This window comes from Brachybacterium vulturis, assembly GCF_043641765.1.
In the GTDB taxonomy this organism is placed as follows: Bacteria; Actinomycetota; Actinomycetes; order Actinomycetales; family Dermabacteraceae; genus Brachybacterium; species Brachybacterium vulturis_A.
Genome location: NZ_JBHZRO010000002.1, coordinates 226,832 through 240,099, shown reverse-complemented (window position 1 = coordinate 240,099; position 13,268 = coordinate 226,832). Strand labels below are relative to the sequence as shown.

Here is a 13,268-nt window from a genome sequence, read left to right as displayed (position 1 = left end):
CAGCGATGCGCACCGGGCTCCTCGCTGTCGCCGGGGACCAGCTCAGTGCGCGCGACGGGCGCGGCAGATGCCCATCACCATGCGCTGCACCGACCACCGGGCGTCGCGCCCGGCCCCCTTGACCTCGTGGTCGGCGCGGGCCACCGCCTCGAGCGCCCGGGCCAGCGAGCGGTCGTTCCAGTGCCTGGCCTCGCGGCCGAGGTTGCGCAGCATCCAGTCGGGCATGCCGAGGGTGCGGGCGCTGGCCCCGGGGGCGGTGACCTTCGCCAGGGATCGCATCTTGGAGGCGATCGCGGCGACGATGGGGACGGGGTCGGCACCGGCGAGCTGCGCCTGCTGGAGCAGCTGCAGGGCGTCCTGCTCGCGACCGGCGATGGCGGCGTCCGCCACGGCGAAGGCGGTGGATTCGACCCGACCGGCGGTCAGCGCGTGGACATCGGCCACGGACACCTGCGGGGCCTGTTCGCCGGGCTCCGGGGTGCTGTCCTCGATCAGCTGGCGGCTGATCGCGGCGAGCTCGGCCAGGTCGGTGCCGAAGGCGTCGACGAGGGCGATCAGCGCCTCGGGCTGGATGCGGCGCTGGGCACGCGCGAACTCTGCGGCCACGAAGCTCTGCTTCTCGCCGGCGCGCTTGACGGGGCCGGCATCGACCCGCGGCACGCCGGCCTTCTTCAGCGCGTCCAGCAGCTTCCTGCCGCGGTTCCCGCCGCGGTGGACGAGCACCAGCGTGACGTCCTGCTCCGGGGCCCTGAGATAGTCCAGCAGCTCGAGGACCAGGGTGTCGGGGGCCGACTGCAGCTCGGGCACCACGACGAAGCGGGGCTCGCCGAACAGTGACGGGCTGGCCACCTGGGCGAGCGCCCCGGGGCCGGCGGCGTCCCCGGCGAGGTCGTGGACCTCCACGGTGGGATCGGCCTCGCGGGCGAGGCCCCGCAGGCGCTGGACGGCGCGGTCGGCGATCAGGGTCTCGGTGCCGTGGACCAGCACGATCGGCGCGAGGGCGACGCTGTGCCACTCGACATCGCTCACGGGGGCTCCTCACTGCTGGGGTGACTGGCTGATCCTATCGGGCCCGGCCGACGCTGCGCGGCGCCGCGGCGTCGCCGGCCGGCAGCACCACGGTGCCGTGGACGTCGGTGCGCAGCACCTGGGCTCCGAGGGTGTGCAGCAGGCCGAGCGCCTCCTCGGTGGGGTGGCCGAAGTCGTTTTCCCGGCCGACGGGCACCAGCGCGAGGGCGGGGCCGAGCTGCCGGTACAGCGGGGCGTGCTGGAACCGGGAGCCGTGATGGGCGACCTTGACGATGTCCGCGGGACCGGGCCGCAGCGCGGCGAGCTCCTGCTGGGCGGTGGGCTCGAGATCGCCGAGGGAGACCAGGCGGGTGCCGTCGCCCCAGAGCGCCTCCAGCACGATCGAGCAGTCGTTGGCGGCGTCCCCCTCTCCCCCGCCGTGCTCGGCGGCTGCGGCGCGACGGGCGTCCTCGGCGGAGCCCGGCCACAGCACGCGCAGGGCGAGCCCGGGATGCTGCCAGGTCTCGCCCGTGGTCGCGACGGTGGTCGGCACCCGGGTCACCGACTCCGATGCGGCCTCGGGCAGCGGGCAGATCCACTGTCGCTGCGGGGTGCGGCGTCCGGTCAGCGCCGCCCGGCCCCCGGTGTGGTCCTGATGGGGATGGGTGAGCACCAGCAGGTCGATCTCGCGCACCTGCAATCGGTCCAGGCAGCTCCGCAGCATCGCGGGATCGGGTCCGGTGTCAATCAGGACGGTGCTGCCCGGTCCGTCATCGGGGTGCGGGCGCAGCAGGAGGGCGTCGCCCTGGCCGACCGCGCACAGGGCCAGCGTCCACTCCGGTCCCGTGCTGAGCGGGAGCAGACGTCCCGCCCCGGGGGCGAGGACCGCGACCAGCAGTGCGGCCACGGCCCAGCGGGTCAGGGGCAGCCGGCGGGCGGCCACGGCGATCGCCGCGGCGAGCAGGACGGCCAGCACCAGCAGCACGCCGGTGACCCCGGCGGGGACGGGGATGCGGGATCCGGGCAGGGCGTCAGCCGCCCGCGCGATCAGCAGCACCAGGTGCGCTCCCCCGGCGGCGAGCGTCCACAGCAGGGCGGCGGCAGCGGGCCATGCCGTGCCGATCACCAGGGCGAGCAGCCCGATCACCGTGGACGGGCCCACCAGGGGACCCACCAGCATGTTGACCGGCACCGACCAGGCCGAGACCTCCGGGGTGAGCAGGATCAGCACCGGCGTGCAGGCCAGCTGAGCGACCAGCGGCACGGCGAGCACCAGAGCGGCGGTACGGCCGAGCCTGTTGCTGCTGAGCTCCTCGAGGGCGGTGGCCAGCCGCGGCGCAGCGAGCAGGATGGCCGCGGTCGCCAGGGCGGAGAGCAGGAACCCGATGGACGCGGCGGTGACGGGGTCGAGCACGGACCACAGGGCCACGGTGAGGGCGAGGGCGGCGATCGGGGAGGCTCGCACCCCGGCGAAGCGGGCGGCCAGCAGCGGGACCGCCATCGTCGCCGCGCGCTGGACGCTGGGCTCGTCCCCCACCAGCCACACGTATCCCGCGACGACGCTCCCGGCGACCAGCAGCCGGGGTCGCCGGCGCACCCCGCACAGCAGCAGCGGCCCCAGCACCGCGGCGAGCACCAGGGCGATGTTGGCCCCGGAGACGGCGACCAGGTGGGAGATCCCTGCCCGGCGCATGATCTCCTCGGTCTGCTCCCCCATGCCGCGGGTGTCCCCGAGGGTCATCCCCCGCACCAGGGCGGCTTCGTCCGAGGGCAGATGCGAGGTCGCCTGCCGTGCCTGCCGGCGCAGCGAGTGCCGGACCGACAGGGCAGCCCCGGAAAGACCGGCCTGCGCCACCGGCCGCACCTCCGAAGCCCGCAGGATCACCAGGGAACCGCTGACCGCGACACGTCCGCGCAGGTGCGCGAGGTCCCCGTCCCGCACGCGGGCCAGGTCGTGGGCCGACTCCCCGGCCGCCCGCACCAGGACGGGCAGCGAGGCGGGCAGCACGACGGCGTTTCGCCCCACCCGCGCCGGACCGCGCACCGTCCGTGCCGTCATCTGCTGGCCCTCGAGGGCCCAGGACGGTCCGCCGCCGGGCGGTGCGGGGTCCGCGGTGGCCACGACGGTCAGCTCCACGATCAGCCCCTCCTGCTCCGCGAGCTCGACGGCGGCCGCGGTGCTGTCATGCCGCTGCAGGGCGGGGAACAGCAGCGCACCGGCCAGCACCACGATGCCGAGGTGCGCGACGATGCTCCGGGCGGTCCGTGGTGACCCGGTGAGCGTGACCGCGGTCAGCGCGAGTGCGACCAGCACCGCAGCGCCGGCGACAGCCGCTGCGGCGCCTGCGGTGATGCCGAGCACCGCGAGCGCCCACACGCAGGTCGCGCCCGGGAGCAGGCGCAGATCGGCCTGGGTCATACGGTCGCCCGTCCCCGGATCTCCTCGAGGGTGGCCGGTCCGATCCCGGAGACCTCCAGCAGGCTCTCCACCGAGGAGAAGGAGCCGTTCTGCTCCCGGTGCTCGACGATGCGCTGCGCGATCGCCGGCCCCACCCCGGGCAGCTCCTCGAGCTCGGCGACGCCGGCGGTGTTCAGGTCGATCGGCGCCCCGCTCCCGGACTCCTGGACTCCCCCCGTGGATCCGGGTTCTGCGGCGGGTGTGGCTCGTGGCGCCTCCCCCGGCAGCGGGACATGGATCTGCTCCCCGTCGGCGAGAGGGCGGGCCAGGTTCACCACCGAGAGATCGGCATCGTCCGTCGCACCGCCGGCGGCGCGCAGCGCGTCATCGACCCGAGCATCACCCGGCAGCTGCACCACGCCCGGCGCCGCCACTGCCCCGGAGACGTGGACCACGATCTCGGATCGGTCGGTGGCCGCGGCAGCCGACGGGCTGGACGTCGGCGGCGGGGCCGCAGCCCCGGTCGCAACGGCGGTGGTCCGTTCCGGGGAGGCGGCCTCGACAGCCTCGTGCTGAGGCGTCGGTGCCGTCTCCAGCGGAACTGCGGAGCCCGACCCGGACAGATGCACGACCCCGACCGCGATCAGCACCAGCACGGCGAGGCCCACCAGCGCCGACGGCGACGGGGCGGGCAGGCCCGGGCGACGCGTCCGCTGCGGTGCAGGGTGATCCCGGCGCGCAACCAGCGCCCGCCCGGACCGGCGATGCTTCCCGACCCGACCGCGCCGCGGACCCTCGGATCCGGTGTGTGCTCCCATGTCCGCGACGCTAGACGTCACGGTCGCAGACGCACCATGGCCACGTGCGACGTGGGGACCACTGCGCACTGTGGAGGAGCGGTCAGTCCGTCCAGCTGTGCTGCGTGCATCGATCCAGAGCTTTCCCAAAGCGCGCCGAAAGGCCCCTCCGACTGCAGGAATGCGCTCACCGAACCTGGTGAACGCCGAGGTCACAAGAGGGATACGGAGGGGCAACTCGAGGCAACATCGCATGAACTCGCGTCCTCCCCCGCAGGATCAGAGCAGTCCGATAACGAAGTCGGCGCCCCGGATGGTCCACTCCCGGCGCACTGTCCGACTCGATGATGAGAGGTACTCCCCATGGCATCTTCACGCTTCACCGCCCAGCACGTGACCCGCCGCACCCTGCTCGGAGCCACCGGTCTCGCCGGTGCTGCAGCAGCCCTCGCCGCCTGCGGCGGCGGAAATGACGGAGGGGGAGCGTCGAACGGCGGGGGCTCCGGCACCATGATGCGCCTGGCCCTCAACCAGACCGAGACCCACCCCTCGTACATCGCCCTGGACAACTTCGGCACGGCCCTCGAGGAGTCCACCGGCGGCGCCTGGGGCATCGACGTGTTCCCCAACGAGACTCTCGGTGCCCAGCAGGAGACCCTGCAGATGGCGTCCAACGGCTCCGTGGAGATGTCCATCGTCTCGGGCACCCAGCTGGAGAACCTCAACCCCGACTTCCTCACCCTGAACATGCCGGGCGCATTCGACAACATCGACAAGCAGATGCAGATCCTCCAGGACCCCGCGATCGTCGGAGAGCTGTTCGCATCACTCGAGGAGTCCCAGAACATCACGGTCATCGGCGGCTTCACCCAGGGTGAGCGCAGTGCGTACAGCACCGTCGGCCCGATCATGACCCCGGCCGATCTGAACGGGCAGAAGATGCGCGTCCAGGAGTCGGACCTGCACCTGGCGATGGCCGCGGCGCTCGGCGCGACGGGCACCCCGCTCGCCTACGGCGAGGTGTACACCGGGCTGAACTCCGGGGTCATCGACGCCGCGGAGAACAACGAGATCTCCTACTTCACGCAGGCTCACTACGAGGTCGCGCCGTACTACTCCTTCACTCGCCACCTCGTCGGCACCGACTACCTGATCATCAACACCGAGACCCTGAACTCGATGTCCGAGGAGGACCGGGCCGCCTTCGACGAGGGCTGGGCCACCGCCGTCCAGGAGCACACCGGGCTCTGGGCCGAACAGACCGAGCAGGCCGTCGCGGACGCGGAGGCCGACGGCGCCGCCTTCAACGAGGTCGACGCCGACGCCTTCCAGGAGGCGCTGGCCGCCCTGCCCGAAGAGTTCCTCACCGAGGAGTCGCAGACCGCTCTGTGGGACGCGATCCGCGGAGCCCAGGGCTGACCAGGAACACCTCCACGCAGCAGGCCGGGCCATGGGGTCCGGCCTCCTGCCGTGCAGAAGGGAAATCAGATGACACTCATCATCAAGGGCCTGAACCGCTCTCTGGGGGCCGCCACCGCGGTCCTCTTCACGGTCATGGTCCTCGCGGTCGTGTGGCAGGTCTTCACGCGTGAGGTGATCCAGAGCCCCGCCGCGTGGACCGAGGAGCTCGCGAAGTACGTCTTCGTGTGGACATCGCTCGTCGGCGCCGCGCTGGTGTTCTCGGAGCGGGGCCACATCGCGGTCACCTTCGTCGTCGAGCGTCTGCCTCGGCCGGTCCGTCGGGGCGTGGCCGTCCTGATCCAGCTGGTGATCCTCGTCTTCGCCGTCCTGGTGCTGGTCTACGGCGGGACCCTGGCCGCGCAGAACAGCTGGTCGCAGCAGCTGACGGCACTTCCGGGCACGATCGGCCAGGCCTATGTGATCCTCCCGGTGGCGGGCGTGATCATCGCGCTCATCGCTGTGCTCCATCTGATCGAAGATCTCCTCGGGCGCGGTCCGCTGACGACCGTCGTCGCCCGGACCGAGCAGGAGATCACGACCGTTCCCGGCCTTGCGGGCGCAGGCGAGGGCTCCCCGCCGGCCGAGCGGACCTCGGACCACCAGCGCGACGACAGCCCCGACCTCCCGCGCGACACCGACCAGAAGGAGAGCTGACCATGGATGTCACCGCTGTCGCCGGGCTGATCCTGCTGTTCGGCATCGTCATCGGCATCGCCCTCGGTGTCCCCATCGCGATCGTGATCGGCGTGACCTCGTTCGTGGCGATCTTCGTGCTGCTGGGCAATGATCCCACCACCACCACGATGAACACCGCCTCCGAGGTCTTCACGGGCATCAACAGCTTCACCCTGCTGGCGATCCCCTTCTTCATCCTCGCCGGCGGCCTCATGAACCAGGGCGGCATCGCCGGCCGTCTGGTCGACGCCGCCCGGGTGGTGGTCGGCAAGCTCCCCGGTGGCCTCGTGCACACCAACGTGCTCTCCAACACCATGTTCGGTGCCGTCTCCGGCGCCGCCGTCGCCTCGGCGGCAGCGGTGGGCTCCGTGATGGGGCCACGGCTCGAACGGGAGGGCTATTCGAAGCCGTGGAGCGCGGCGGTCAACGTCGCGTCGGCACCGTCCGGGATGCTGATCCCACCGTCCAACACGTTCATCGTGTACTCGCTGGTGTCCTCCACATCGATCGCCGCCCTGTTCATGGCGGGCATCGGGCCCGGCCTGATCTGGGCGATCGCGGTGATGCTGGTGATCGCCGCCACGCACAAGCGCCACCGCACCGGACCGCGGCGCGATGCCGACATCGCAATCACCCCGGCACTCGCGGCGAAGACCCTGTGGCGGGCGATCCCGTCGCTGCTGATGATCGTGATCGTCATCGGAGGCATCCTCTCGGGCTTCTTCACCGCCACGGAGTCCGCGGCCGTCGCCGTGGTCTACTGCCTGGTCCTGGGCCTGCTCTACCGCACGCTCACGGTGAAGGATCTGCCCAGGATCCTCGTGGACGCGGGCCGCACCACGTCGATCGTGATGCTGCTCGTGGGGGTGTCCTCGGCGCTGTCCTTCGTGATGGCCTTCGCGCGGATCCCGGACCTGATCGCCGACCTGATCCTCAACGTCACCTCGGAACCGACGGTCATCCTGATCATCATCATGGTGATCCTGCTGGCGGTGGGGACGTTCATGGATCCCACCCCGGCGATCCTGATCTTCGTGCCGATCTTCCTGCCGATGGTCTCCGACCTGGGCATCAATCCGATCCACTTCGGCACCATGGTCGTCTACGCCTTCAGCGTCGGCGTGATCACCCCTCCGGTGGGGAATGTGCTCTTCGTGGGCGCGAGAATCGCGGATCTGAAGATCGAGCCGGTCATCGCCCGGTTGACACCATTCCTGATCTCCCTGGCCCTGGGACTGTTCCTGGTGGTGTTCGTCCCGCAGATCTCACTGGCCGTCCCGGGGCTGCTCGGGATGCTCTGATCCCCATGGGGGCTCCCGCCCGATCCCGAGAAGACGATCCCCGCAGTCCCTGTCGCCAGAGGCTGCGGGGATCGTCGCGAGAGCGGTCAGAGTCCCAGCATCACCAGCCACTGCTGCCGGAACGCGAGCGCGATCACGACGATCACCAGCAGGTACCACCCCAGGGTGAGCACCACCCAGCGGCGCAGCAGATTCGCCCACGGCGCCGGGAACCGCAGATCGCCGCTCTCGACGGTGTGGGCCAGGGTGGCGAAGAACATCGGGGCCGTGACCGTCCAGATCACCATGCACCACGGGCACAGCGCGCCGATCACGAAGATCGTGGAGATCGCCAGGAAGTGCACATAGCCGAAGGCGAAGGTCATCCCGCCCAGCCGAGCCCAGCGGCACCAGGTGGGCAGCTGAGTGCCGGAGACCATCAGCGCGCCGAGAACGCCCATGATCGCAAAGCCGCCCAGCCCGATCGCCATGTTCGGGATCCCCAGCGCCGAGGACTGCCAGGTCATCATCACATTGCCGCAGGAGATGAAGGGATTCACATCGCAGGCCAGGCTGGCGCCGGGGTTGGCGAGCAGGAACTCCTTGCCGACCTGCAGCTCGAGCGAGGCGATCCATCCGACCAGCGCGCCGATCAGCAGCACCAGTCCGGTGATCCGCTGCCCGGCACGGGCCTTCGCGGAGCGCTCGGCGGCCAGCTCGGCATCGATCTCGGCCAGCAGCGTCGCCTCGTCATGCGCGGGAACCGCGCCTGCCGGGTCTGTGGTGGGGTTCTCGTTCATACGGTGGCCGTGCTCTTCCGTGCGGGGGGACGGGGGTCAGGAACAGCTCTCAGAGGACCGGGTGCTCGCGGTACCAGGCCGCGAGGCGTGCATTGCCCTCGCCCATGCTCACCCGGGGCGTCCAGTCCAGCCGCTCGCGGGTGCGGCGCTGGTCGAACCAGTGCGCGGTCGACATCTGCTCGGCGAGGAACTCCGTCATCGGCGGTTCGTCGTGCCCGGGGCGCTTCTCCCAGATCCGCTCGATCACGCGACCGGCGAAACGCGCCGCAGCACCGGGGACCCGCAGGGTCGGAGCCGGGACCCCCGCCGCCTCGCACCAGCCGGCGAAGACGTCGCGAACGGTGCGGGGTTCACCGTTGGAGACCACGAAGCTCTCCCCGTGCACGGCCTCGATACGGTCGAGACCAGCGGTGATCGCGTCGGCGGCATTGGTGACGTAGGTGGTGTCGATCAGCGCCATGCCGTGATCCAGCAGCGGCAACCGGCCACGACGGGCACGGTCGACGATGCGGCCCACCAACTGGGTGTCGCCGGGCCCCCACACCACATGGGGGCGGATCGAGGTCACCTGCAGTCCGTCCGTGCCGTCGGCCTGCATCGCCAGCAGCTCGGCCGCGGCCTTGGTGCGCGCGTACGGCCCACGGGCCATCGCGGGGTCGGCGGTGGTGGCGTCTGCGCCGACGATCGCGCGGCCCAGATGGGCGACCGACGGGGAGGAGACGTTCACCAGCGCTCCCCCGCCCTGGGCCCGCAGGGCGTCGACCACGTGACGGGTGCCCTCGATGTTGATCGCCCGGTACTCGTGCTCGGGTCCGGAGATGGAGACCTTCGCGGCGAGGTGGATCACCGCATCGACGCCCTGCACGGCGCGGCGCACGTCGTCGGCCGCGGTGAGGGAGCCGGTGAGGTCCTGGACCCCGTCGATCCCGGCGGGGCGGCGCTGGAAGGCGCGCACCGTCGCGCCCCGGTCGCGCAGCGCGGTCGCGACCGCGCCGCCGAGCATTCCGGAGGCCCCGGTGACCAGGACCGTCGGCGCGCTCACAGGGCCTCCGCCCGCTCGCCGGCGAGGGTCTGGGCGGACCAGCGCGACAGCGCGGCCCGGTCGATCTTCGAGTTGTGGCGGATGTCGGTGGGCAGCGCGCTGGTGGTGAACACCGCGACCACGTCGGCCCCTGAGCGGTCCCGCACGGCGCGACGCACCGCCTCCTGCAGGGAGGGATCGGCGGGGCGGGGGCGACCGGTCCTGCCGGGCCGGTACCCGTCCTCGGTCTCGAGGATCACCACCACCTGCTGGGTGCCGCGGGGGCCCACGACGGCGGCGCCGGCACGGCGCACCGTGGGCACGGACTCCGCCGCGTCCTCGACCTGGACCGGGGTGAGCAGCCCCTCGGCTGTGGCGAGCACGTGAGCCGCGCGGCCCTCGACCCACAGCCGACCCTCCTGATCGAGGTGGCCGACGTCGCCCGTGGCATGCCAGCCCGTGAAGCGCATCGCGGTGCGGGTGGTGCCCCAGAGCATCAGGTACCGGTCCCGCACATGCGGCGCCCGCACCAGAATCTCACCCTTCTCGCCGGCATCCTGCGTGATCTCCCCGGTGGTCTCCCCCAGCTCGTCCATCACGGCGATCGCGATCTCGACCCGCGGCACAGGCCGGCCGACGCACACGCCGGAGCCCTCGCCCGCGGCCTCGATGCCCTCGAGGTCGATCGCGGCCACGGCCAGGCACTCGGTCATGCCGTACGGGGTCAGCGCCCGCGCGCTGGGCATCAGGGTGCGCAGTTCACGCAGCAGGTGCGCGGGGATCGGCGCGCCGGCGGAGAAGAAGCTCGCCGCCCGGCCCATCGCGGCACGGCCGGCCTCGTCGAGCTGGTCGGCGGTGTCGATGATGTTGCGCAGGGCCGCAGGGGCGGTGAACACGGCGGGGCTGCCGAGGGCGGCGATCGCCTCCGCCAGGGCCGGGGCGGTGAGGTCGCCGGGACGCATGATGTCCATGTCCGGCACCACCGTCGGCGCGCCGAGGGCCGGGCCCAGCAGGGCGAAGGTGGCGAACCCGGCGACGAGTCCGCGCTCCGGGGCCAGGTCCAGGGTGTCCCCGACAGCGGCGAACATGGCGGCCAGCTGGCGATGGGTGAGCACCGCGCCCTTCGCGGGCCCGGTCGAGCCGGAGGTGAACAGGATCGCGGCGTCCGCATCGGGCGCGGGCCACGGCGCGGTCAGCGGCGCCCCGAGCTCCCGCATCATCGACCCGGAGCGGGCCAGCTCGGCGATCGACGTCTCCACGCCCAGGGCCATGCGGTCCACCGTCGGCAGCTGCTCGACGGAGAGGCGGCGGCCGGGCCAGCCCAGCGCCCGGGCGCCGACCAGGGCGCGCTTGATGCCGATGAACCAGTCCGGGTGGGAGCCGATGGTGGCGCGGGTGAGTCCGGGCAGGCCCAGGCCTGCATCGGCGATCACGGCGACGGCGCCGATCCGGAAGCAGGCGTAGAGCACCCCGGTGAGGTCAGCACCGGGGGTGATCAGCAGACTGACCCGGTCCCCGGGCTGCACCCCGTGGGCGAGCAGACCCGCGGCGATGTCGTCGACGCGGCGGTTCAGCAGGGACCAGGAGATCTCCCGGGTCTCGCCGTCCTCACCGCCCAGCTCCACCACGGCGGCGCGGCGGGCATGGCGGGGATCGTTCGCGAGCTCGGCGATCGGCGCGCCGATCGGCCGCTCGGGCGCCTGCTCGGCGAAGGCGGAGACGGGCTGCCACCCGGGCGCTGCCGTGCGCGGCTGCTCGGCGGTGCCGAAGGTGGTCTCCAGCCAGTCGGCGACCAGCCCGGCGACGTCGGCATCCTCCCACACCAGGTGGGAGGCGCCCTCGAAGCGGTGCACATCGGCGTGCGGCACCCGCTGGACGAGGTCCCGCAGGAAGCGGTCGGAGAAGGTGACGTCCCGCGGCCCCCAGGCGAAGAGGGTGGGGACATCGAGCTCGGTGATGCCGCTCGCGACCCGCTCGAGGGTGGCGCGGGAGGGGTGCGCGGCACCGGCCGGGATGTCTGCCACGAACTGGTCGATGCCGCGACGGCGGGCCCGGCCCCGGTACGGGGCGAGATAGGCGTCCTGGACCTCGCGCGGCAGCGGCGGCTTCGACAGGGCCAGCGTGGTGCGCAGGAAGGTGTCGGTGACCGAGGTCGAGGGCGTGCGGAACCAGGGCGCGGTCGCCAGCTGCAGCGCCGTGGGCAGCGCCTCCTCGAGCTTCTGGTGGACCCCGGTGTTGGTGAGGATCATCCCGGCCAGATCGTGGCGGTTGTCCAGCGCCCAGCCGGCGGAGATCAGCCCTCCCCAGTCGTGGCCGACGGTCACCACCGGGCCGCGCAGGGACAGCGCGTCGGTGAGCAGCGACAGGTCGGTGATGCGGTCCTGGTAGCGGCGCTTCACCCCGCTGCGCTCGGAGTAGCCCATCTCCAACTGGTCGACCGCGATCAGCCGCCAGGGGATGTCGTCCCTGACCAGGGAGCGGAAGAGGAAGGAATAGGTGGGGTTGCCGTGCACGGCCAGCAGGGTGCCGCGCGGGGTGATCCCGCGCTCGGCGAGCAGCGGACCGGAGTCCAGCAGGTGCCAGCGGCGTGCCGCACCGGTGTGGTCGCGCACCTCGAGGGTGCGGTGGAGCCGCGGGTCCACACCGGGCAGCTCCGGGATCTCGGGGCCCGCGGGGGATGACGCCCGGCGGCCGGTGCTGCGGGTGGTGTTCACCACTGGACCTCCATCATCGCCGTGTTCAGCCCGGAGCCGACTCCCATCAGCAGCACCCGCTGCCCGCGCTCGATGTCGTCCTGGATGTGCGCGAGCGTCATCGGCACCGCCTCGGCGGCGATGTTGCCCCAGTCCGCGAGGGTGACCGGGATGCGGTCCATCCCCACCCCGGTGATCGTCGAGAAGTTGCGGATGTAGACCGTGGAGACCTGGTGCGGGATGACGAGGTCGAGGTTCTTGAAGTCGTAGCCGTCCTCGTTGGCGCCCTTCCAGGTGTCCAGGATGAGCTGGATGCCGTTCTCGAGCAGTCCGGCGGAGTCGGTGCGCATGTCCTGCATGTTCGCCACGCACAGCTCGTGGTGCTCGGTGCCGGCGCGTGCCTGGGTGTGCTTCAGCCGGTGGCCCTCGGGGTGCTCATCGGTCGGGCCGAGCACGGCGGCGGCGGCCCCGGAACCGAGGGTCAGCGAGGCGAACTGGTTGTTGAAGTCCGCCCGGGTCGAGGTCTTGGAGTTCAGCCGATCGACGGTGCCGCGCTGCACCTGCTCGACGTCCTCCGCGCCGACGACCAGGGCATACTTGATCTGCCCGGAATCGATCATGGCCGAGGCCATGGTCATCGCATTGACGAAGCCGAGGCAGGCGTTGGTGATGTCGAAGTTCATGGCGCTGCTGGGCAGGCCCAGGGAGTGGTGGATCCCGGTGGACACCGCCGGCTCCAGATGCTGGCGGGAGACGGAGGCGTTGATCAGCAGGCCCACCTGGTCGCGCATGATGCCGGCCTTGGCCATAGCACGCTCGGCGGCGAGCACGACGCCCTGCTTCCACCCGTTGTCGCGATCCCGCCACCAGCGACGCTCGTACACACCGGCCACGCGCTGCAGCACGCCCTTGGGCAGCCGCAGTCGTTTGCGCGCCGGGGCGAGCATCTCGTCGATCTCGTCCGAGGTCACCGTGACCTGCGGGAGGCTCATCTCGATCCCGAGCAGGCTGGTGTTCCTGTGGACGATCCCTGTGTTCCCGTTCGCCATCAGAGTGCGCTACCTCGTCGTTCCGTGTGGATGTCATCGTCGCAGGCGGCCGGGACGGGCCCGGCACCTGCGACCATCAGTGTCCC

General features: G+C 71.8%; 10 protein-coding genes. 3 read left to right on the top strand and 7 right to left on the bottom strand.

From position 1 onward, the window contains the following. Positions 1-42: 42 nt before the first annotated feature. From holA to ACHUEU_RS02545, 3 genes are read right to left on the bottom strand one after another with little or no spacing between them, the layout of a single operon-like run. On the bottom strand, positions 43-1,029 hold the full coding sequence (gene holA / locus ACHUEU_RS02555) for a DNA polymerase III subunit delta (protein ID WP_394214315.1): 987 nt from the start codon (positions 1,027-1,029) through the stop codon (positions 43-45). 34 nt (positions 1,030-1,063) lie between these two features. After that, entirely contained in the window at positions 1,064-3,427 is a 2,364-nt protein-coding gene (locus tag ACHUEU_RS02550) for a ComEC/Rec2 family competence protein (RefSeq protein WP_394214314.1), read from the bottom strand. Further along, complete coding sequence (locus ACHUEU_RS02545; protein WP_394214313.1) at positions 3,424-4,224, bottom strand: helix-hairpin-helix domain-containing protein; 801 nt, start codon at positions 4,222-4,224, stop codon at positions 3,424-3,426. Before ACHUEU_RS02545 ends, ACHUEU_RS02550 begins: the two co-directional genes overlap by 4 nt. Before the next feature lie 342 nt (positions 4,225-4,566). On the opposite strand from ACHUEU_RS02545, the gene ACHUEU_RS02540 reads away from it, so the two are divergent. From ACHUEU_RS02540 to ACHUEU_RS02530, 3 genes are all read left to right on the top strand, one after another. Then, on the top strand, positions 4,567-5,622 hold the full coding sequence (locus ACHUEU_RS02540) for a TRAP transporter substrate-binding protein (protein WP_394214312.1): 1,056 nt from the start codon (positions 4,567-4,569) through the stop codon (positions 5,620-5,622). 69 nt (positions 5,623-5,691) lie between these two features. Continuing rightward, entirely contained in the window at positions 5,692-6,318 is a 627-nt protein-coding gene (locus ACHUEU_RS02535) for a TRAP transporter small permease (protein WP_394214311.1), read from the top strand. Positions 6,319-6,320: 2 nt separating this feature from the next. Next, on the top strand, positions 6,321-7,640 hold the full coding sequence (locus tag ACHUEU_RS02530; RefSeq protein ID WP_394214310.1) for a TRAP transporter large permease: 1,320 nt from the start codon (positions 6,321-6,323) through the stop codon (positions 7,638-7,640). Between the two features lie 86 nt (positions 7,641-7,726). On the opposite strand, the gene ACHUEU_RS02525 is transcribed toward ACHUEU_RS02530, so the two are convergent. Genes ACHUEU_RS02525 through ACHUEU_RS02510 form a run of 4 tightly spaced genes read right to left on the bottom strand, consistent with a single transcriptional unit; the run spans position 7,727 to position 13,182 of the window. Continuing rightward, positions 7,727-8,419, bottom strand: a complete 693-nt coding sequence (locus ACHUEU_RS02525; RefSeq protein ID WP_394214309.1) for a vitamin K epoxide reductase family protein — start codon at positions 8,417-8,419, stop codon at positions 7,727-7,729. Between the two features lie 49 nt (positions 8,420-8,468). Further along, positions 8,469-9,461, bottom strand: a complete 993-nt coding sequence (locus ACHUEU_RS02520; RefSeq protein ID WP_394214308.1) for an NAD-dependent epimerase/dehydratase family protein — start codon at positions 9,459-9,461, stop codon at positions 8,469-8,471. Next, complete coding sequence (locus ACHUEU_RS02515) at positions 9,458-12,154, bottom strand: alpha/beta fold hydrolase (RefSeq protein WP_394214307.1); 2,697 nt, start codon at positions 12,152-12,154, stop codon at positions 9,458-9,460. The genes ACHUEU_RS02520 and ACHUEU_RS02515 overlap by 4 nt, the downstream gene beginning before the upstream one ends. Beyond that, positions 12,151-13,182 (bottom strand): 3-oxoacyl-ACP synthase III, encoded by a 1,032-nt coding sequence (locus tag ACHUEU_RS02510; RefSeq protein WP_394214306.1) that lies wholly within the window; start codon positions 13,180-13,182, stop codon positions 12,151-12,153. The genes ACHUEU_RS02515 and ACHUEU_RS02510 overlap by 4 nt, the downstream gene beginning before the upstream one ends. Positions 13,183-13,268: the final 86 nt, after the last annotated feature.

What these genes read in the sequence shown, in the direction of transcription:
- ACHUEU_RS02550 (WP_394214314.1), bottom strand. Translation starts at nt 3,427, where the DNA reads ATGACCCAGGCCGATCTGCGCCTGCTCCCGGGCGCGACCTGCGTGTGG.
- ACHUEU_RS02545 (WP_394214313.1), bottom strand. Translation starts at nt 4,224, where the DNA reads ATGGGAGCACACACCGGATCCGAGGGTCCGCGGCGCGGTCGGGTCGGG.
- ACHUEU_RS02540 (WP_394214312.1), top strand. Translation starts at nt 4,567, where the DNA reads ATGGCATCTTCACGCTTCACCGCCCAGCACGTGACCCGCCGCACCCTG.
- ACHUEU_RS02535 (WP_394214311.1), top strand. Translation starts at nt 5,692, where the DNA reads ATGACACTCATCATCAAGGGCCTGAACCGCTCTCTGGGGGCCGCCACC.
- ACHUEU_RS02530 (WP_394214310.1), top strand. Translation starts at nt 6,321, where the DNA reads ATGGATGTCACCGCTGTCGCCGGGCTGATCCTGCTGTTCGGCATCGTC.
- ACHUEU_RS02525 (WP_394214309.1), bottom strand. Translation starts at nt 8,419, where the DNA reads ATGAACGAGAACCCCACCACAGACCCGGCAGGCGCGGTTCCCGCGCAT.
- ACHUEU_RS02510 (WP_394214306.1), bottom strand. Translation starts at nt 13,182, where the DNA reads ATGGCGAACGGGAACACAGGGATCGTCCACAGGAACACCAGCCTGCTC.